Below are 19,621 nucleotides of genomic sequence, written 5' to 3'. Positions count from 1 at the left end.
GCCCCGGTGGACGCCCCTGCGGTCTACGGCTCCCAGGGGTCGTTGTTCGGGCTCTCCTGGGAGATGGGCGCTCCGGGGCTCAGGGACGTGCCGGCGTGGGCGGCGGCCCCGGTGAGGACGATCGGGCCGAGAGCGGCGGTGGCGGCGATGGCCGCGGCGGCGAGGATTCTGAGGAGCTTCAAGTGAGTGCCTTTCGTGTTCGTTCTTCCGATGAACACGAATCTAGAAACAGGGGGCATCGCCGAATCGCTGGTTTGGCTATCACGCCGCTATCCCCCTTTCCCTCAGGCGGGATACCCGCGTCGCAACCCCGCCCCTGATCGTTCCCGCACAGGCCACAGCGGTCCCACCGGTCCCGTCGGATCGATGGTCCGGCCCGGTCCGCCCTCTCCGGACCGGCGGTTTTGCCGGACGATGCGCCGGAGATAGCGGCTTTTTCCAGAATGGGTCCTGTTCGGAACCGACCCAGAGGAAAGAGGGCGCAGAGGATGGCATCCCCCACTGAGAACCAGCGCTTCGGAGATCTGCTCCGCCGGTACCGCTCGCGGTCCGGGCTCACGCAGCAGGAGCTGGCCGACTTCTCCACGATCAGTGTCCGGGCCATCCGCGACCTCGAACACGGGAGGGCCCTGCACCCGCGCAGGGACACCGTCCGCCTGTTGGGAGAGGCCCTGCGCCTCGGTGACCGCGACCGCGCCGACCTGCTGGCCGCCGCGGGTCGGCGCGGCGCCCGCACGGTCAGCCTGTGCGGACCGGACGCCGTCGTCGCACCCGCCCCGGATCCCCGCACCCCCGTCCTGGGGCGGCAGGAGGAGGCGGAGGCCCTCGCCATGGCCCTGGCCGCTCCGGGCCGCCGCCTGGTGACCGTGACCGGGGCCCCGGGGGTCGGCAAGAGCCGCCTGGCGATCGAGGTCGCCCAGCGGTTGCACCGCTCCTGCGAGCTCCCGGTCCTGTGGGCCACGGGGTCCGACCACGACTTCCCGGCGCCCGCCGGTGAGCTGGCCGACCTGGTGGGCCGGGCCGTCGCGGACCTGTTCTCCGTGGTCGGACCCGTGGACAGCGACCGCGACGGGGTGGCCGACCTGGTGCACACCGTGGGAGACCGCCCCGCCCTGCTGGTCCTGGACGCGCCCCGTCCGGGGGCACCCAACGGCGCGGCGCTCGCCCGCCTCCTCCACGAATGCCCCGCCCTGCGCGTTCTCGCGGTGGCCGACCAGCCCTACGGCGTACCCGGTGAGCAGGTCTTCCCGTTGGCTGCCCTCGCGCCCGCCGCGGCCGTGGACGTGCTCGTCTGGCACCTGGGCGACACCCGTCTCTCACCCAGCCCCGGCCCCGAGGACGCCCCGCTGCTGGCCGAGATCTGCGTGCTGCTCGACCGGATCCCCGGCGCGCTGGTCTGCGCGGCGACATGGCTGACCCTCTACGACCCGGCCACCCTGCTCGCCTGCCTGCGGGAGGACCCCCTCCCGTTCCTCAGCTCGCTGACCGGCCCCGCCGTGCCCGGCGTCGTCGAGGGACTGAACAGGGCGTTCGCCACCCTCTCCCCGGACGAGGAGACCGTGCTGGACCTGCTGTGCGCCACCGCCGACGGCGAACGCGCGGACGGCCTGGCACGTATCTGCGGTCTCCCGCTCGCCGACTGCGGCAGGGTGCTGAACGGCCTGATCACTCGCGGGCTCGTGCACTGCGAGCGCGGCACCGGCCAGGCCCGTGTGCACACGCTCAACCTCGTCCGCGTCCTGCGTGCGGCGCACACCCCTCGGGTCGCGGCCCCGGTCGCGGCCTGAGCCGTGGTCGGCGCACATGCCGCCCAATCTGCCGACAGCACTTCCCGTTCTCCGTCCGTACGGGACATAACTTCTCCGCGAGGAAAGAAACCAACGGCCAAGCGCCATTCGAGGTGGGATAGATGTTCCGTGGTGGCGTGACGGGTTTTCGGCCCAAGTCCATCGTTTCCAGTACCGTTTCCGACTCACACACCTGGAATCTCATCTATATGCAGCTCCTGCTGGAGGAGATGGGGCACGAGGTCGTGAACGTCGGGGCCTGCGTTCCCGAGGAGCTGCTGGCCGACGCGTGCCTGGAACACCGCCCCGACCTGGTCGTGGTGAGCAGCGTCAACGGCCACGGATTCAACGACGCACTCGGGCTGATCCGGCACCTGCGCGCTGTTCCCGGCCTCGAACGGATCCCCCTCGTCGTGGGCGGGAAGCTGGGTGTGGACGGTGTCCGCGACGTCGGTTTCACCCGCCGCCTCCTCAACGAGGGGTTCGACGCGGTCTTCGCGGAGCACGAGCTGGGCGGGTTCCGGGAGTTCGTGACGGCGCGCGGGCTGAGAGCGGTGTCATGACCCCGCCCCTCGACACCGCCCGTCCCTCCTTCGGTGACTTCGTCGCCGCCGCGGAACGGAACGGGAACCTCGTCGTCCAGCCCCGGATGGGCTTCGGCGACCTGCGACGGATGCGCGCGGGCCTGGTCGCGACCAAGGCGGCCGACGCGGTCAGTGTGGGAACCCTGACCCTGGACAGCTACACGCGGACGGGAAACCACGAGGCCGCCCGCAGGGCCCTGGCCGACGGCGTCAAGCTCAACGGCTATCCGATCGTCGCACGTCCCGACCACGAGACCGTGGAGCTTCTCGACGGGGTCCGGGACACGGCCTTCCCCGTGCAGGTCCGCCACGGATCCTCCCGGCCGCAGGACATCTTCCGCACCCTCACCCGACTCGGGTTGGAGGCCACCGAGGGCGGACCGGTCTCCTACTGCCTGCCCTACAGCCGCACCCCGCTACGGGAGGCGGTGGACAGCTGGGTCGAGAGCACCGAACTCTTCGCCGAGTCCGGGGCCGACGGGCGCCGTCCCCACGTGGAGAGCTTCGGCGGATGCATGCTCGGCCAGCTCTGCCCGCCCAGCCTGCTCGTCGCGATCAGCCTGCTCGAAGGGGTCTTCTTCCGACAGCACGGCATCCGCAGCCTCTCGCTCAGCTACGCCCAGCAGATCCACCCCGCGCAGGACGAGGAGGCCGTGCTCGCCCTGCGCCGACTGGCGAGCGAGTACCTCCCCGACACCCAGTGGCACATCGTCTTCTACGCCTACATGGGGGTCTACCCCCGGACCTCCCGCGGCGCGGTGCTCCTGATGGAACAGGCGGCGCGCACCGCCGTACGCGCCGGGGCCGCACGCGTCATCGTCAAGACCGAGGCGGAGGCGCACCGGATCCCCACCATCGAGGAGAACATCCGGGCGCTGGAGGCAAGCGCCCGTGCCGCCGAGACGGCGGGACCGCGCGTGGCCGAGGCGGGGGACAGCGGTGTCCTCGCCGAGGCGCGCTCGCTCGTCGAGGCGGTCCTGGACATCGACCCGGACGTCGGACGGGCGCTTCCCCGCGCGTTCGAACGGGGCCGGCTCGACCTCCCGTTCTGCCTGCACCCGGACAACCGCGGACAGGCCCGCAGCTACATCGGCGACGACGGATACCTGCGCTGGCTGAGCACCGGGAACATGCCGATCCCCGTGCCCGTGGACTCGGTGGTCCCCACCCGGCTGACCGCCGACGCCCTGCTCATGATGCTCCACCACGTCGAACAGCGCTACGACCGGGTCACGTGAGCGGACCCGGTGTCGCACCCCCACGACCGCCGACCCCGGCGCTCCGAAACGGAGGAACCATGAACGACCCCGCGAACCCCGCGCCGATCCCGCCCCTGGGCGAGCACCTCACCTCCCCGACCACGCGCGACATCATGCTGGTCCAGCAGGAGGTCCTCGCAGCGACCCGCGACCACCTGCGCGGACAGGGCTTCGTCGAGCTCCTGCCACCCCTGACCGGCCCGGTCACCGACCCCGGCGGCCGCGGTGCCAAACAGCTCGACGTGGACTTCTACGGTCACCGCTACAAGTTGATGACCAGCGCGATCCTCTACAAACAGGCGTCGCTGCGCGGCTTCCCCAAGCTTTTCTACATCGCGCCGAACGTGCGTGCCGAACCCCTGGAGACCGCCTCCACCGGACGCCACCTCTTCGAGTTCCACCAGATCGACGTGGAGATCGCGGGCGCCACCCGGGACGACGCGATGCGGGTGGCCGAGCGACTGCTCACCCACGTCGTCGCCCACGTGCTCGATCGGGTCCCCGAACTCCTGACCGGCCTCGGGCGGGATCCGGTCTTCTTCAAGGAACTGCTCGCGGGCGGCTTCGGCATCCGCACCCACACCGACGCGGTCGACACCCTGCGCGGGATGGGCCACGACCAGGACGCGGGGGCCGAGATCGACTGGGAGGGCGAGGCGATGCTGTCCCACAAGGCGGACCGGCCCTTCTTCGTCACCGACTACCCCAAGGGCTCCCGCGGCTTCTACGACCGGGAGGACCCCGAGCACCCCGGTGTCCTGCGCAACTTCGACCTGCTGGCGCACGGCGGCTACGGCGAACTGGTCAGCGGCAGCGAACGCCAGGCCGACTACGCGGCGATTGTCACCGGTATCCGCGAGAGCGGCGAGAACCCCGCCAAGTACGGCTGGTACCTGAAGGAGGCCCGCGAGGGCATCCCCGCCAGCGCCGGGTTCGGTATGGGCCTGCAGCGGGTCCTGCGGTACCTGACCGGTATGGACTCCCTGTGGCAGGTCACCGCCTATCCGAAACTTCCCGGGGTGGTGTCGGCATGAACCGACTGCACGCCGATGGCCTGCCGGAACAGGCGATCCGCGACCGCGCCCGCAGGGGCAGCGCCGCCGTGTTCCCGCCGGACGACTCCTACGGTAGGACCGTCATCGGGGCGGACGTCACCTCCGCCGCCACCGCGGACCCTCTCGACGCCGCCCGCCTCGTGCCCCCGGTGTTCATGCCCCGCCGCATGGAGAAGCTCATCGACCTGGCCCGGGAGCCGCTCTTCAGCGACGTCGAGCTGCGGACCCGGATCGGCGGTTTCGCCTCGGAGCTTCCGGTGTACGTGTCGGCCTTCGGGTCCACCCAGGTCGGGACCGAACTCGCCCTCGCCGCGGGGCGGCAGGCCGCACGCCTGGGCATCCCCCTGGTGGTGGGCGAGAACGTGGCGCCCGCCCACGGCTACAGTGCGGACTCCTCCTTGCTGAGCAGGCTGGAGGCCTACGCCTCGGAACTGCCCGAGGGCGTCGGGGGCGTGGTCGTTCAACAGAGCACGGAGGACGCCGACGCCGAGGTGTGGAACCGGGTCCACACCGACCCGGCCGTCGCACCGCTGCTGGACTCGGGCCGCCTGGGCTTCGAACTGAAGCTCGGCCAGGGCGCCAAGCCCGGCCTCGGCGGCATGACCATGGTCGGCGAAGCCGACGCCGCCCGCCTCTCGGACCGCTATGACGTCACCGCCAGCCTGGACCCCCGAGGCGGCCCGCGGCTGCGCAGTTCCAGCCCCGGCACGTTCACCGAGGAGATCCTCGCCCAGCAGATCAGGTTCATGCGCAACAACTTCCCGCGGGTCCGGGTCTGGGTGAAGCTCCCGCCCGGGCGGGACGTCGGGCACGCGGCCCGCGTGGCCTGGTCGGCGGGAGCGCACGCCGTCACGGTCGACGGGGCCGAGGGAGGATCCGGCTGGGCGCCGCCGGTCTTCCTGAGCCGGGTGGGCCTGCCACTCGGTGAGTGCCTGCGCAGGATCGGCGCCCCGGACGGGTGCCTGCTCGCCTCCGGGCGGATGTGGGAGGCCGGGAGGGCGGTCGTCGCCCTCGCTCTGGGCGCGCGGGCCGTGGGGTTGGGCCGCGCCGCGCTCGTCGCCGTCGACGAGGACCCCGAGAACGGTCTGGTCAACCTCGTCAGCGCGCTGGCACTGGAGGCACGCCTGCTCATCAGCGCGCTCGGCAAGTACTCCCCGGAGGCGCTGGGCAGCGAGGACGTCCTGCTGCCCGCGTCGGCCGCCGCGGTCGCGTCGGTCGCGGCGGAACCGAGCACCGTCCCGTGAGGGCACCCCGGCCCCGCCAGCCGGGGCCGGTGCTTTCCGAACCCCGAAGGCCGCAGCCGCAAGTCCGATACGTCCAGGAAAGGGAGAAGGGAAACTCGATGCTCTGCACATTCGACGAAACCCGGCCGCTCAACGAGGCGCAGAGCGGAATCTGGTTCACCCAGGAAGCCGACCCCGACAGCCCGATGCTCAACAACGGCGAGTACTACGAGATCACGGGGCCGCTCGACCCCGTCGTCCTGGAGCGGGCGGTGGGTCGGGTCGTGTCGGAGAGCGAGATCCTGCGCACGCGCTTCGTCGCCACGGAATCCGGCCCCCGCCAGTGGACCGACGCGACGCTGACCTACCCCATGCGCATCGTGGACCTCGGCGACGCCGACGACCCCGCCGCGGAGGCGCTGGCGATGATGCGCGAGGAACTCGCGGTGCCGCTGGACGTGACCCGCCACCCACTCTACGCCCACGTGCTCTTCCGCCTCGGCGGCGACCGCCACGTCTGGTTCCAGAGGGCGCACCACCTCATGGTCGACGGGTACACCTTCATGCTGCTGGCCCGGCGCGTGGCCGAGTTGTACACGGCGCTGCTCCGCGACACCGACACCGGCCCGCCCCTCGGCTCGTTCGGCGCGCTGGTCGAGGAGTCGGCCCGGTACGAGGACGGACCGGAGCGCGAGGAGGACCGCCGCTACTGGGCCGGGTACCTGGACGGTGCACCGCACCACACCGCCCTCACCCGGAACCGGGCGGAACCCGGACCCCGGTACCTGCGCTGCACTCGGATCATCGACGAGGAGGGCGTGGCCAGGATCCAGCGGGCGGCCGAGCGCTGCGGAACCCGGTGGAAACAGATGCTCATGGCGGCCGTGGCCGCCTACACCCAGCGGTGGACGGGGGAGCGGGACATCCTCCTCAGCCTTCCGGTCACCGCGCGCACCACGGAACTCAGCCGCCGCACCCCCGGGATGTACTCCAACGTCATCCCGCTGCGCCTTGCCGTTGACCCGGAGGCGCCGGCGGCGGACGTGGCCCGCGACGTGGCGGCCGCTCTGCGATCCTGCCTGCCGCACCAGCGTCACCCGGTCGCCGCCACCCGGCGGCTGCTCGGCCAGACCCCGCAGACCAGGCGCGAGTTCGGCCCACTCGTCAACATCATGTCCTTCGACTACGACGTCGACTTCGGCGGCCTCCCCTGCGTTCCGCACAACCTCTTCCAGGGGCCCATCGAGGAACTTCGGATCGACGTCCTCCAACGCGGTCGCGACGGCGCCCTGCAGATCGACTTCGACGCCAACCCGGCGGTCTTCTCACAGGAGGACCTGGAGCGCCGTACGGAGTCGTTCGTCCGCCTGCTCGACGCGCTGTGCCGTGAACCCGGGACCGCCGTCGGTGACCTGGACCTGCTCTCCGAGGACGAGCACCGGCGGGTGGTCGCGGGGTTCAACTCCGTTGCGTCGGCCGAGGTGGCGGACCGGGCCGTGCACGAGGTGTTCGAGGAGCGCGCCGGGATGGCGCCGGACGCCACGGCGGTGGTGTCCGACGGCACCGTGGTCTCCTACGGTGACCTGAACGCCCGTGCCAACCGCCTCGCTCGACACCTGCGCGGGCTCGGTGTCGGCCCCGGAACGATGGTGGGCGTCCTGCTGGAGCGCGGCGCCGAGTTCGCTGACGCGCTGCTCGCGGTGCTCAAGACCGGAGCCGCGTATGTGCCCCTCGACCCAGCCTTCCCCGACGACCGCCTGGCCACGATGGTCGCGGCCGCCGGTGTCGGACCGGTCGTGACCAGGGCGGGACTGGCCGGACGCGGGGTGGGCGCCGAGCACCTCGTCCGGGTCGACGCCGATGCCGCGACCGTGGCCCGGGGCAGCGCGGAGGACCTGGGTGTGCGGGTGCCCCCGGGGGCACCCGCGTGCGTGATGTTCACGTCGGGATCGACGGGTGTGCCCAAGGGTGTGGTGGCCCCGCACCGTTCCGTGGTCTCCACTCTCCTCGGGCAGGACTACCTGGACTTCGGTCCGGAACAGGTGTGGCTGCAGACCGCTCCGGTCTCCTGGGACGCTTTCGTGCTGGAGTTCTGGGGTGCGCTGCTGCACGGATCGACGTGCGTGCTCCAACCGGGTCAGGCACCCGAGCCGCGACGGATGGCGCAACTGGTCGCCGAGCACGGGGTCACCGCGATGTGGCTCTCCGCCGGTCTGTTCAACCTGGTCCTCGACGAACACCCGGAGGTGTTCGAAGGTGTGCGCCAGGTCGTCACCGGCGGCGAGGCCCCGTCCACGGAGCACATGCGCCGCTTCCTGGAGGCCCTTCCCACCGTGCGGCTGCAGCACGGCTACGGGCCGGTCGAGAGCATGGTCTTCACCAACTCGCACAGGGTCACGGAGATCGACGGCCCCCTGGTCCCGGTGGGCGCTCCCATCGCCCATCGCAGCTGCTACGTGCTGGACGGCCGGTCGCGCCCGGTCCCCGTGGGTGTGCCCGGTGAGCTGTACGTCGGGGGCGCCGGTCTCGCGCTCGGGTACGTGGGTCGTCCGGACCTGACCGCCGAGCGGTTCGTTCCCGATCCCTTCGGTGCTCCGGGGGGCCGGTTGTACCGCACCGGTGACCTGGTGCGGTGGACCGAGGAGGGGACCGTTGAGTTCCTCGGCCGGGTGGACGACCAGGTCAAGGTCCGCGGTTTCCGGGTCGAGCCCGGTGAGGTCGAGGCCGTGCTGGCGGGGTTGTCCGGTGTCGTCCAGGGTGCCGTGGTGGTGCGTGAGGACCGTCCTGGCGACCGGCGGTTGGTGGCCTACGCGGTGGCCGAGGCGGGAGCGGAGGCTGACCCGGCCGCTCTGCGCGCGGACCTGGCCACCTCACTGCCCGACCACATGGTCCCGTCGGCGGTGGTGGTGCTGGACGAGCTGCCGCTGACGGCCAACGGCAAGCTGGACAGGAGGGCCCTGCCCGCACCCCGGTACACATCGACCGGCCGGGCCCCGCGCACTCCCCAGGAGGAGATCCTCTGCGGAGTCTTCCGCGAACTCCTCGGAGTGGAGGCCGTCGGGATCGACGACTCCTTCTTCGACCTGGGCGGCCACTCCCTGCTCGCCACCCGGTTGGTCAGCAGGGTGCGCGCGGTGCTGGGAGCGGAGCTGGCCCTGGGGGACGTGTTCCGCTCTCCCACAGTCGCGGCGGTGGACGCGCTGGTCAGGTCGGTCTCCGGCGGGCCCGTGCGCGCACCGCTCACGGCGGTGGAGCGCCCCGAACGCGTACCGCTCTCCTTCGCCCAGCGCCGTCTGTGGTTCCTGCACCGCATGGAGGGACCGAGTCCCACCTACAACGTCCCGGTGGTCCTGCGGCTACGCGGTCGAGTGGACGAGGACGCGCTCCGGGCGGCGCTGGGGGACGTGGCGGACCGCCACGAGACCCTGCGCACGGTCTTCCCCTCCGATGACGGAGAACCCTTCCAACGGGTCCTGCCCGACCGGCCGGTGCTGGAGGTCGTCGACGTCGGGGAGGAGGAGATCGGCGCCGGGATCGACCGGGCGGTGCGCCACGCCTTCGACCTGGAGCGGGAGATCCCCATCCGGGGATGGCTGCTGGGTACGGGAGAGCAGGACACCGTCCTGGTCGTGCTCGTCCACCACATCGCCAGCGACGGATGGTCCATGGCCCCGCTCATGGAGGACCTGGGCGCCGCCTACGGGGCGCGGCTGCTCGGGCAGACCCCCGACTGGAGCGACCGGCCCGACCTGGCCGTGCAGTACGCCGACTACGCGCTCTGGCAGAAGGACGTCCTGGGCTCGGAGTCGGATCCGGGGAGCCTGCTCGCGAGCCAGACGGCCTTCTGGGAGCGGTCCCTCGCCGGTGCCCCGGAGGTTCTGGACCTGCCCGCGGACCGTCCCCGTCCCCTGGTTCCCTCCAACGAGGGCGCGACGATCGCCGTTGATCTGCCCGCCGACCTGCACGCCGCGCTGGCCGAACTGGCCGCGGACCACGACGTGACCCTCTTCATGGTTCTTCAGGCTGCGTTGGCGGTGGTGTTGGCGCGGTCGGGTGGTGGTGTTGATGTTCCGATCGGTACGCCTGTGGCTGGGCGTGATGATGAGGCGTTGGATTCCCTGGTGGGGTTCTTCGTGAACACGTTGGTGTTGCGTACGGATGTGTCGGGGGATCCGACGTTCGTGGAGTTGCTGGCTCGGGTGCGTGAGGGTGATCTGGCTGCCTTCGATCACCGTGACGTGCCCTTCGACCGCGTGGTGGAGGCCCTGGCACCCACACGGTCATCGGCTCACCACCCGCTCTTCCAGGTCATGCTCGTGCTCCAGAACAATGCCGGGGCGGTCCCGGAACTACCGGGCCTGGACGTCGCGATGGAGCTTCGTTCCATGGGCACGTCCAAGTTCGACCTGACTCTCGACCTCGGCGAGCGCTCCGACGCTGACGGCGGGCCCGGGGGGATCCGGGGGACCCTGGAGTACGCGGTCGACCTGTTCGACCGTGGCACGGCGGTGGAGCTGGTGGCCCGCTTGGAGCGGGTGCTGGCCGCCGTGGTGGCGGAGCCTCGGGTACGGGCGGGACGGATCGACGTCCTCTCCGCGCAGGAGCGGCAGCGAGTCCTGGTGGACTTCGGCGGCGCGGGCACCGACCTCGTCGCGGATCGCACCCTGCACCGGGTGTTCGAGGAGTGTGCGGCTTCGGTTCCGGATGCTGTGGCGTTGGTGTTCGGGGATGAGCGGGTCTCCTATGGGGAGTTGAACGCTCGTGCGAACCGGTTGGCGCGGTATCTGGTGGGTGAGGGTCTACGCCGGGGTGAGCTGGTGGGGGTGTATCTGCCTCGGGGGCCGGAGATGGTGGTGGCGTTGTTGGCCGTGTTGAAGGCGGGTGCGGGTTACACGTTGTTGGATCCGGCTTTCCCGGCCGCGCGGTTGGAATCGGTGATCGCCTCGGCGGGAATCACCACCGTGCTCTCGGGCACGGGCACGGGCGAGGGTGGCACGGGGCCGAACCCCGGTCACCGCGCTGCGGCCTTCGGAGCCGAGGGCGAAACGGCGAGCACGGGCTCCGGTGGACTGGACCTCGCCGCCCTGTCAGGTGTCGGGGTGCTGTCGGTGGACGCGCCCGGTGTCGCCGTGTGTGAGAGCGGTGATCTTGGTGTGGAGGTGGGGCCGGGAGACGTGGCGTGTGTGATGTTCACGTCGGGTTCCTCGGGTGTGCCCAAGGGTGTGGTGACGTCTCATCGGGGTGTGGTGGGGACCTTGCTGGGTCAGGAGTATGTGGACTTCGGTCCTGATCAGGTCTGGTTGCAGTGTTCGCCGGTGTCGTGGGACGCGTTCGCGTTGGAGCTTTACGGCGCGTTGTTGTTCGGTGGTCGGTGTGTGTTGCAGCCGGGTCAGCGTCCGCGGTTCGACGCGATCGTTGATCTGGTGGTGGAGCACCGGGTGACGAGTCTGCAGATGTCGGCGGGGTTGTTCAACGTGATGTTGGACGAGCGTCCTGAGGTGTTCGACGTGGTGCGGGTGGCGATGACGGCGGGTGAGGCGGCGTCGGTGGCGCATGTGTCGCGGGCGCTGTCGGAGCATCCCGGGGTTCGTGTGGTGAACGGTTATGGTCCGGCGGAGAACATGGGGTTCTCGACCAGTTTCGAGGTGTCCTCGGTCGAACCCGGACAACGCTCGGTACCCGTCGGGGTGCCGCTGCGCGGCACACTGGCCCGCGTCCTCGACGAGTGGTTCAACCCGGTCCCCGTTGGTGTGCCGGGTGAGCTCTACCTCGCTGGGAGAACGCTCGCCCAGGGGTATCTCGGGCGTTCGGACCTGACCGCGGAGCGGTTCGTGCCCGATCCGTACGGTGCTCCGGGGGATCGGATGTATCGCACGGGTGACCTGGTGCGGTGGTCGTCCTCGGGAGATCTGGACTATGTGGGCCGGGTGGACGACCAGGTCAAGGTCCGCGGTTTCCGGGTCGAGCCCGGTGAGGTCGAGGCCGTGCTGGCGGGGTTGTCCGGTGTCGTTCAGGGTGCCGTGGTGGTGCGTGAGGACCGTCCTGGTGATCGGCGGTTGGTGGCCTACGTGGTGGCCGAGGCGGGAGCGGAGGCTGACCCGGCCGCTCTGCGCGCGGCTCTGGCCGCCTCGCTGCCCGAGCACATGGTGCCGTCGGCGGTGGTGGTGCTGGACGAGCTGCCGCTGACGGCCAACGGCAAGCTGGACAAGAGGGCCCTGCCCGCACCGGACTACACGGCCTCGGTCTCGGGCGGGCAACCCCGTAATCCTCGGGAGGAGATCCTGTGCGGGTTGTTCGCCGAGGTCCTGGGCCTGGAACGGGTGGGGATCGACGACTCCTTCTTCGACCTGGGCGGCCACTCCCTGCTCGCCACCCGGCTGGTCAGCCGGATCCGTTCCGTGCTCGGCGCTGAGGTGAGTCTGCGGGAACTGTTCGCCGCCCCGACGGTCGTGGGTGCGGCTGCGGCGATCGACGCCTCGGGTGAACGCGGCGCGCGCCCGCGCGTTCTGCCCGTGTCCCGTCCCGACCTGCTGCCGTTGTCCTTCGCCCAGCGCCGTCTGTGGTTCCTCAACCGCCTGGAGTCGGCGAGCACGTCGTACAACGTTCCGCTCGTTCTGCGCCTGCGCGGTGAGGTCGACGCTGGAGCGCTCGGCGCCGCGCTGGGCGATCTCGTCGACCGCCACGAGTCGTTGCGCACGGTGTTTCCCTCGCCCGGAGGCGAGCCCCACCAGCGAGTACTGGGCAAGCCGGAGGCCCGTGCCCTGCTGCGCTTCGCGGTCACGCCCTGCGCGCGCGACCAGGTGCGCGGGACCGTGGACACCCTCGTCGGCAGGGTGTTCGACCTGGCCGAGGCCCTGCCGGTGCGCGCTGACCTGCTCAGGGTCTCCGACGAGGAGGCGGTCCTGGTGGTGCTGCTGCACCACATCGCCACCGACGGCTGGTCCGAGGCCGTACTGCTCAGAGATCTCACGGAGGCGTACTCCGCCCGCCGCGCGGGCTCGGCTCCCGACTGGGTCCCGCTCCGGGTGCAGTACGCCGACTACGCGCTCTGGCAGAACGCCCTGTTGGACGAGGCGGAGCCCGGGGGGCAGGTCGCCGACCAGCTCGACTTCTGGGAGCGGTCCCTGGCCGGTGCCCCGGAGGTGCTGGAGCTACCGACGGATCGTCCGCGCCCCGCCGTGGCCTCCAACAGGGGGGAGCACCTGGCCTTCTCGTTGGACGCCGATCTGCACGGCCGTCTGGCGGAGTTGGCGCGAGCGCGGGGCTGCACGCTGTTCATGGTTCTTCAGGCTGCGTTGGCGGTGGTGTTGGCGCGGTCGGGTGGTGGTGTTGATGTTCCGATCGGTACGCCTGTGGCTGGGCGTGATGATGAGGCGTTGGATCCCTTGGTGGGGTTCTTCGTGAACACGTTGGTGTTGCGTACGGATGTGTCGGGGGATCCGACGTTCGTGGAGTTGCTGGCTCGGGTGCGTGAGGGTGATCTGGCTGCCTTCGATCACCGTGACGTGCCCTTCGACCGCGTGGTGGAAGCGGTGGCGCCGACCCGCAGCATGGCGCACCATCCGCTCTTCCAGGTCATGCTCGTACTCCAGAACCACGCGGACGCCGGACCCGAACTGCCGGGACTCGAAGCGGAGCGGGAGCCCTTCGCCTGGAAGGTCGCCAAGTTCGACCTCACGTTCTCCTTCTCCGCCGACCCACAGGGCGTCTCCGGTGTCCTTGAGTACGCGGTCGACCTGTTCGACCGTGGCACGGCGGTGGAGCTGGTGGCCAGGTTGGAGCGGGTGCTGGCCGCCGTGGCGGCCGACCCGCAGACGCGGCCGGGGGACATCGAACTCCTGTCGGCGCAGGAGCGCCAGCGTGTCCTGGTGGACTTCAATCGTGCTGGGACGGGTGTGGGGTCCGATGTGGTCCTGCATCGGGTGTTCGAGGAGTGTGCGGCTTCGGTTCCGGATGCTGTGGCGTTGGTGTTCGGGGATGAGCGGGTCTCCTATGGGGAGTTGAACGCTCGTGCGAACCGGTTGGCGCGGTATCTGGTGGGTGAGGGGCGCCCGGGTCAGTTGGTGGGGGTGTATCTGCCTCGGGGGCCGGAGATGGTGGTGGCGTTGTTGGCCGTGTTGAAGGCCGGTGCGGGTTACACGTTGCTGGATCCGGCTTTCCCGGCCGCGCGTTTGGAGTCGGTGATCGCCTCGGCCGGAATCACCACCGTTGTTTCCAACGCCGAGAACCGCGACGGTCTCTCCGCGACGGGCGTGGTCGTGTTGTCAGTGGAGGCACCGGAGATCGCTGCTGGTCTGAGCGGTGATCTTGGTGTGGAGGTGGGGCCTGGTGATGTGGCGTGTGTGATGTTCACGTCGGGTTCCTCGGGTGTGCCCAAGGGTGTGGTGACGTCTCATCGGGGTGTGGTGGGGACGTTGCTGGGTCAGGAGTATGTGGACTTCGGTCCTGATCAGGTCTGGTTGCAGTGTTCGCCGGTGTCGTGGGACGCGTTCGCGCTGGAGCTCTACGGCGCGTTGTTGTTTGGTGGCCGGTGTGTGTTGCAGCCGGGGCAGCGTCCTCGGTTCGACGCGATCGCTGATCTGGTGGTGGAGCACCGGGTGACGAGTCTGCAGATGTCCGCGGGATTGTTCAACGTGATGTTGGACGAGCGTCCCGAGGTGTTCGACGTGGTGCGGGTGGCGATGACGGCGGGTGAGGCCGCGTCGGTGGCTCATGTGGCCAGGGCGCTGTCGGAGCATCCCGGGGTTCGTGTGGTGAACGGTTATGGCCCGGCGGAGAACATGGGGTTCTCGACCAGTTTCGAGGTGTCCTCGGTCGAACCCGGACAACGCTCGGTACCGGTCGGCGCTCCGATCGGAGGGTCGCGGGTCTACGTGTTGGACGCTCGTCTGCGGCCCGTGCCGGTGGGTGTGCCGGGTGAGTTGTACATCGCCGGGCGCACTCTGGCCCAGGGTTATCTCGGGCGTTCGGACCTGACCGCCGAGCGGTTCGTGCCTGATCCCTTCGGTGCTCCGGGGGATCGGATGTACCGCACGGGTGACCTGGTGCGGTGGTCGTCCTCGGGGGATCTGGACTATGTGGGCCGGGTGGACGACCAGGTCAAGGTCCGCGGATTCCGGGTCGAGCCCGGTGAGGTCGAGGCCGTCCTGGCCGGAGTTCCTGGGGTGGCTCAGGCCGTGGTCGTGGCCCGGAGCGACCACGGCGGACCGGCGTCCCTGGTCGCCTACACGGTCCCGGTCGCGGGAGCCGAGCTGGACGGCGCCGTCGTGCGCGGTGCGGTCGCCGACGTCCTCCCCGAGCACATGGTGCCGTCGGCGGTGGTGGTGCTGGACGAGCTGCCGCTGACGGCCAACGGCAAGCTGGACAAGAGGGCCCTGCCCGCACCGGACTACACGGCCTCGGTCTCGGGCGGGCAACCCCGTAATCCTCGGGAGGAGATCCTGTGCGGGTTGTTCGCCGAGGTCCTGGGCCTGGAACGGGTGGGGATCGACGACTCGTTCTTCGACCTGGGCGGCCACTCCCTGCTCGCCACCCGACTCCTGACACGTCTGCGCTCGGCCATGGACGCCAAGGCCACTCTGGAGGACGTCTTCCGCGCCCCCACGGTGGCCCAGTTGGCGCGGCGCCTTGATCGGGTGCCGACGCCCCGGGCACGCCCGACGCTGAGGCGCCGTACCCGCGCCGGGGTGGAACTCGACGGCTGATCCGTCCCGCGAAGCGGCCGGGCCCCTGACCGGGGCTCCGGCCGCTTCGTCGTTCCCCAGCGGATGACCCCCGTGGTCCACCGGCAGGCAGCGGACCGGCCCCAACTGCCGCTTCCTTGCCGTCACTTCCTGCCCCGTGCGCCCGGAATTCCGGCGTACGTTTCCGTTATTCGACCGGTGTAGCAGAACAAGGAAACCGATTCGGGCCCGGGATTCCCGGAAACACGAACCGGCTCTGAACAGCGATCTGGAGCGGAACGGAATGACGGAATTCGGAAACAACGCGGCCGCGAGCGAGGTGCTGTGGGAACTGCGGAGCCCTTCCGCCCCCGGTGGCCTCTCCCTGCTGATCCTGCCCCACGCCGGAGGCAACGCCCACTACTACGCCCAATGGGAGGAGCACCTTCCCCGGGACGTGGGCCTCCTGGTCGCCCAGTACCCCGGCCGTGGCTCGCGCTTCACCGACGACCTGCCCGAGAGCGTCGACGACCTGGTCGCCCCCATCGTGTCCCTGCTCGCCGGGGACCGCCGCGACCTGGTGGTACTCGGTCACAGCATGGGGACCCTGGTGGCCTATGAGGTCGCCCGGGGCCTCAGCGCGGCGGGACGGCCGCCGGTGGCCCTGATCGGGTCCGCCTGCCGTGCCCCGTTCCTGCCCAACCCCAGCCCGGTCCTGCCCGAGACGCTCTCGGACGAGGAACTGGTGGAGGCGATCAAGGCTCGCGGGGGCACCGATCACGAGATCCTCGACGAGCCCGAGCTGCGGGAGATCATCCTGCCGTCGATCCGCGCGGACTTCTCGATCGACGACGCCTACCGGCGCGATGACGCGGTACGCAGTCTCCACCTCCCGCTGACGATCGTCGGCGGTGAGTCCGACCCCATCGTCCCCGTCGGCGACCTCGTGGAATGGCGCGACGTCACCCAGGGCGAGACCTGCGTCGAGACCCTTCCCGGAGGCCACTTCTACTTCGACGAGAGCGAGGAGAACCTGGCCCGGTTCATGGAGATCATCGGTTCGGTCACCGCCTCGATGACCGCCGTACACGCTTCCTGAGAAAAGGCTCCGGGCGCGGAGCGAAAAGCGAGAAGAGCGGGTGCGAGCCCGCGAGGAAAACGGAGGAAGAATGTCGCTGACAACAGAGAAGGCCGTGGTCCGCCGTGAGGCGGGCAAACCCTCGATCATCGAACTCCCCGGTGTGCGGGACATGGACGAGGCCGTCAGGGTCCTGGAGCGCGAACGCCCCGCCATCACCGCGGAGCTGACCTCAGCGGGCAGCGTTCTGGTCAGGGGTCTTCCCGTCCAGGACGCCGCCGCCTTCGGCCGGGTCCGCGACGTCCTGCTGCCCCAGCCCGCCGCCTACAAGGAGAAGGCCACCCCGCGCACCGACTTCGGCGGCGGCGTGTTCTCGTCCACCGACCTGCCCGCGATCCAGCCCATCCGCCTGCACAACGAGAACAGCTACACCCTCGACTTCCCGGGCACGCTTCTCTTCTGCTGCGTCGTCGCCCCCGACAAGGGAGGCGCGACGACCGTCGGCGACATGCGCGAGGTGCTGGAGCTGGTCCCCGAGGACCTGCGTCGCAGGTTCGAGGAACACGGCTGGCTGCTGGTCCGCAACTACTCGGCTCTGGCCGGTCTGCCCTGGCAGACCAGTTTCGCCACGGAGTCCCCCGCTGAGGTCGAGGCCTACTGCGCGGAGAACGTGATCGGCTGCGAATGGCTCGACGAGGAGACCCTGCGCACCCGCCAGCGCCGGTCGGCGATCGTCACCCACCCGGGTACGGGGGAGCGGGTCTGGTTCAACCACGCCGCCTTCTGGAGCCGCTGGTCCCTGGACGAGGACGTCCGCGACGTGCTGCTGGAGACCTACGGCGAGGAGGGCCTGCCCTTCGAGACCTTCGTCGGTGACGGCACCCCGCTCACCCGGGAGGAGGCCGACGCGCTCAACGACGCCTACTCCCGGGCCACGCGCAGGGAGACCTACCAGGTCGGCGACCTGCTGATGGTCGACAACATCCTCAACGCCCACGGCCGTGAGGCCTTCGAGGGAGACCGGAAGATCCTCGTCGCCATGGGCGACCCGGTGCCCCTCGCCGACTGCGCACCGACCGCACCTCCGGCGACCGGCGCGAGCCAGGACGGGACGGCCCGGTGACGACCCCGATCGAGTCCCTCGACTCCGTGGCCGGGCGCCACAGCGGGGCCCGGGACCTCCTGGACCGCCTCGCCGAAGTACCAGGGACCCGCGACGCCGTCGTCGACGGCGACCGCGTCCTCACCTTCGACCAGCTCAGGGCCGGAGCCGTCCGCGTCGCCCGTGAACTCGTCGGCAGGGGGATCGGGCGTGAGCGCGTCGTCGCCCTCTGCATGCCGCGAGGCGCCGATCTCGTCCTCGGCCTGATCGGCACCCTGACGGCCGGCGCGGCCTACCTGCCCGTCGACCCGGCCCTGCCCGTCGAGCGCCGCAGACACCTGCTGGAGGACGCGGCCGCCGATCTGGTGGTCGTGTCCTGCGGCGCCGCCACGGGCGGCCACGAGGACTGCGGCGCCTCGGACGCCACGTTCCCCGAGACCGTCGCCCTCTGCCGGATCGCGCCCGACGGAACTTCGGTCGAGGCGTCCCAGGAACCCTTCCTGCCCGCGGCCGTCAGCCCCGCCAACCTCGCCTACGTCATCTACACCTCCGGATCCACAGGGCGGCCCAAGGGCGTGGAGGTCTCCCGCGGATCGGTCTCGGCCCTGCTCGCGGACCTGGAGAGCGAGCACCTCGCGGGTCCCCCCGGGGGCCGCGTGGGCTGGAACGCCTCCGCCTCCTTCGACGCCTCCGTCCAGCAGTGGACCCGTCTGTGCAGGGGTGACACCGTCGTCACCCTCGACGACCAGGTCCGGTCCGACCCGGCGGCCATGGCCAGGCTCATCAGCGAGCAGCGCCTGACCGACCTGGACATCACCCCCTCCCACGCCGACCTGCTCCTGGACCACCTGGAGGAGCACCTGGGCGGAAACCGTCCGGGGCCCCTCACGCTGCTCGTCGGCGGAGAACCCGTCAGCCCGCCCCTGTGGCACCGGCTGAGCGCGATGGCGGAGCGGGGCTCGATCCGCGCCGTCAACGTCTACGGCCCCACGGAGTGCACTGTCGACGCGACGGCCGGCTGGATCGACTCCTCCCGTGAACCGCACATCGGCCGGGTCCTACCCGGGCTGGAACTGCGCCTGCTCGACGAGCGGCTGTCGCCCGTGCCCGAGGGGGTCACCGGCGAGATCTACCTCGCCGGGTACCGGGTGGCCCGCGGTTACCGAGGAGCGCCCGGCCTGACCGCCCAGCGATTCGTCCCGGACATCGCCGCGGCCGACGGCTCGCGCATGTACCGCACCGGTGACCTGGCGCGCCGACTCCACGACGGCCGCCTGGAGTACCTGGGCCGCGGCGACCGCCAGGTCAAACTGCGCGGATTCCGCATCGAGCCCGGCGAGGTCGAGGGGGTCCTGGGCGCGCATCCCGCCGTCGCCGAGGTCGTCGTCGACCTACGGTCCCTGACCGGAGGGCCCGCGCTGGTGGCCTACTACCGGTCGCACGGTTGCGGCCTGGACCGGGAGCTGCGCGACCTCGCCGCCGCCAGCCTGCCCGGCTACATGGAACCCGCGGCCTACGTGGAGCTCGCCGAGTTTCCGAGGACCCCCAGCGGCAAGCTGGACCGCGCGGCCCTGCCCGACCCCGAGCCCGTCGGCAGAGAGGACTCCGGTGACGAGGGGCTCAGCTCCGTGGAGCAGCTCATCGCGCGGGTGTGGGCCACGGTCCTGGGAGTCCCCGTGATCGGGGCGGAGGACGACTTCTTCCGTCTCGGAGGCCATTCGCTCCTGGCCATCAAGCTCGTCTCCCAGGTCAAGGCGCAGCTGGGGGTGAAGATCCCGCTCAAGGCCGTGTACGAGAACCCGAAGCTGCGCGACCTCGCGTCCGTCATCGAGTCAGCGAACTGAGCGGATGCTCTCGACCGGAGAGCCACG

10 protein-coding genes are annotated in these 19,621 nt (G+C 70.6%); 9 read left to right on the top strand and 1 reads right to left on the bottom strand.

Annotation, left to right across the window (positions count from 1 at the left end; genetic code table 11):
- Positions 1 to 23: 23 nt before the first annotated feature.
- Positions 24 to 182 (bottom strand): hypothetical protein, encoded by a 159-nt coding sequence (locus ADX84_RS25905; RefSeq protein WP_156208010.1) that lies wholly within the window; start codon positions 180 to 182, stop codon positions 24 to 26.
- 306 nt (positions 183 to 488) lie between these two features.
- Between ADX84_RS25905 and ADX84_RS02575 the strand changes: the two genes are divergently transcribed.
- From ADX84_RS02575 to ADX84_RS02535, 9 genes are all read left to right on the top strand, one after another.
- Positions 489 to 1,787 carry a helix-turn-helix domain-containing protein gene (locus tag ADX84_RS02575; RefSeq protein ID WP_049566784.1) on the top strand — a complete coding sequence of 433 codons (1,299 nt, stop codon included), beginning with the start codon at positions 489 to 491 and terminating at the stop codon, positions 1,785 to 1,787.
- Between the two features lie 122 nt (positions 1,788 to 1,909).
- On the top strand, positions 1,910 to 2,350 hold the full coding sequence (locus ADX84_RS02570) for a cobalamin B12-binding domain-containing protein (RefSeq protein WP_049566782.1): 441 nt from the start codon (positions 1,910 to 1,912) through the stop codon (positions 2,348 to 2,350).
- Positions 2,347 to 3,609: a methylaspartate mutase gene (locus tag ADX84_RS02565; protein ID WP_049566777.1), complete on the top strand. Its 1,263-nt coding sequence runs from the start codon at positions 2,347 to 2,349 to the stop codon at positions 3,607 to 3,609. The genes ADX84_RS02570 and ADX84_RS02565 overlap by 4 nt, the downstream gene beginning before the upstream one ends.
- Positions 3,610 to 3,668: 59 nt before the next feature.
- On the top strand, positions 3,669 to 4,664 hold the full coding sequence (locus tag ADX84_RS02560) for an asparagine synthetase A (RefSeq protein ID WP_049566774.1): 996 nt from the start codon (positions 3,669 to 3,671) through the stop codon (positions 4,662 to 4,664).
- Positions 4,661 to 5,929, top strand: coding sequence for a glutamate synthase-related protein (locus ADX84_RS02555; protein ID WP_049566772.1), 1,269 nt, complete (start codon positions 4,661 to 4,663; stop codon positions 5,927 to 5,929). The genes ADX84_RS02560 and ADX84_RS02555 overlap by 4 nt, the downstream gene beginning before the upstream one ends.
- Positions 5,930 to 6,027: 98 nt before the next feature.
- Positions 6,028 to 15,612 carry a non-ribosomal peptide synthetase gene (locus tag ADX84_RS02550; protein ID WP_049566769.1) on the top strand — a complete coding sequence of 3,195 codons (9,585 nt, stop codon included), beginning with the start codon at positions 6,028 to 6,030 and terminating at the stop codon, positions 15,610 to 15,612.
- 262 nt (positions 15,613 to 15,874) lie between these two features.
- Complete coding sequence (locus ADX84_RS02545) at positions 15,875 to 16,669, top strand: thioesterase II family protein (protein WP_049566767.1); 795 nt, start codon at positions 15,875 to 15,877, stop codon at positions 16,667 to 16,669.
- Positions 16,670 to 16,739: 70 nt separating this feature from the next.
- Positions 16,740 to 17,771 (top strand): TauD/TfdA family dioxygenase, encoded by a 1,032-nt coding sequence (locus tag ADX84_RS02540; protein WP_049566763.1) that lies wholly within the window; start codon positions 16,740 to 16,742, stop codon positions 17,769 to 17,771.
- On the top strand, positions 17,768 to 19,594 hold the full coding sequence (locus ADX84_RS02535; protein WP_049566760.1) for a non-ribosomal peptide synthetase: 1,827 nt from the start codon (positions 17,768 to 17,770) through the stop codon (positions 19,592 to 19,594). The genes ADX84_RS02540 and ADX84_RS02535 overlap by 4 nt, the downstream gene beginning before the upstream one ends.
- The last annotated feature ends 27 nt before the right edge of the window (positions 19,595 to 19,621 follow it).

This window comes from Nocardiopsis sp. SBT366 (assembly GCF_001083815.1).
GTDB lineage: Bacteria > Actinomycetota > Actinomycetes > Streptosporangiales > Streptosporangiaceae > Nocardiopsis > Nocardiopsis prasina.
Note: the sequence above shows the minus strand (reverse complement) of the source record. Positions and strands in the feature narration are given on the sequence as shown.

Excerpts from the sequence above, each read along its gene's own strand:
- ADX84_RS02545 (WP_049566767.1), top strand. The coding sequence starts at position 15,875 with ATGACGGAATTCGGAAACAACGCGGCCGCGAGCGAGGTGCTGTGGGAA.
- ADX84_RS02540 (WP_049566763.1), top strand. The coding sequence starts at position 16,740 with ATGTCGCTGACAACAGAGAAGGCCGTGGTCCGCCGTGAGGCGGGCAAA.
- ADX84_RS02565 (WP_049566777.1), top strand. The coding sequence starts at position 2,347 with ATGACCCCGCCCCTCGACACCGCCCGTCCCTCCTTCGGTGACTTCGTC.
- ADX84_RS02575 (WP_049566784.1), top strand. The coding sequence starts at position 489 with ATGGCATCCCCCACTGAGAACCAGCGCTTCGGAGATCTGCTCCGCCGG.
- ADX84_RS02550 (WP_049566769.1), top strand. The coding sequence starts at position 6,028 with ATGCTCTGCACATTCGACGAAACCCGGCCGCTCAACGAGGCGCAGAGC.
- ADX84_RS02560 (WP_049566774.1), top strand. The coding sequence starts at position 3,669 with ATGAACGACCCCGCGAACCCCGCGCCGATCCCGCCCCTGGGCGAGCAC.
- ADX84_RS02570 (WP_049566782.1), top strand. The coding sequence starts at position 1,910 with ATGTTCCGTGGTGGCGTGACGGGTTTTCGGCCCAAGTCCATCGTTTCC.
- ADX84_RS02555 (WP_049566772.1), top strand. The coding sequence starts at position 4,661 with ATGAACCGACTGCACGCCGATGGCCTGCCGGAACAGGCGATCCGCGAC.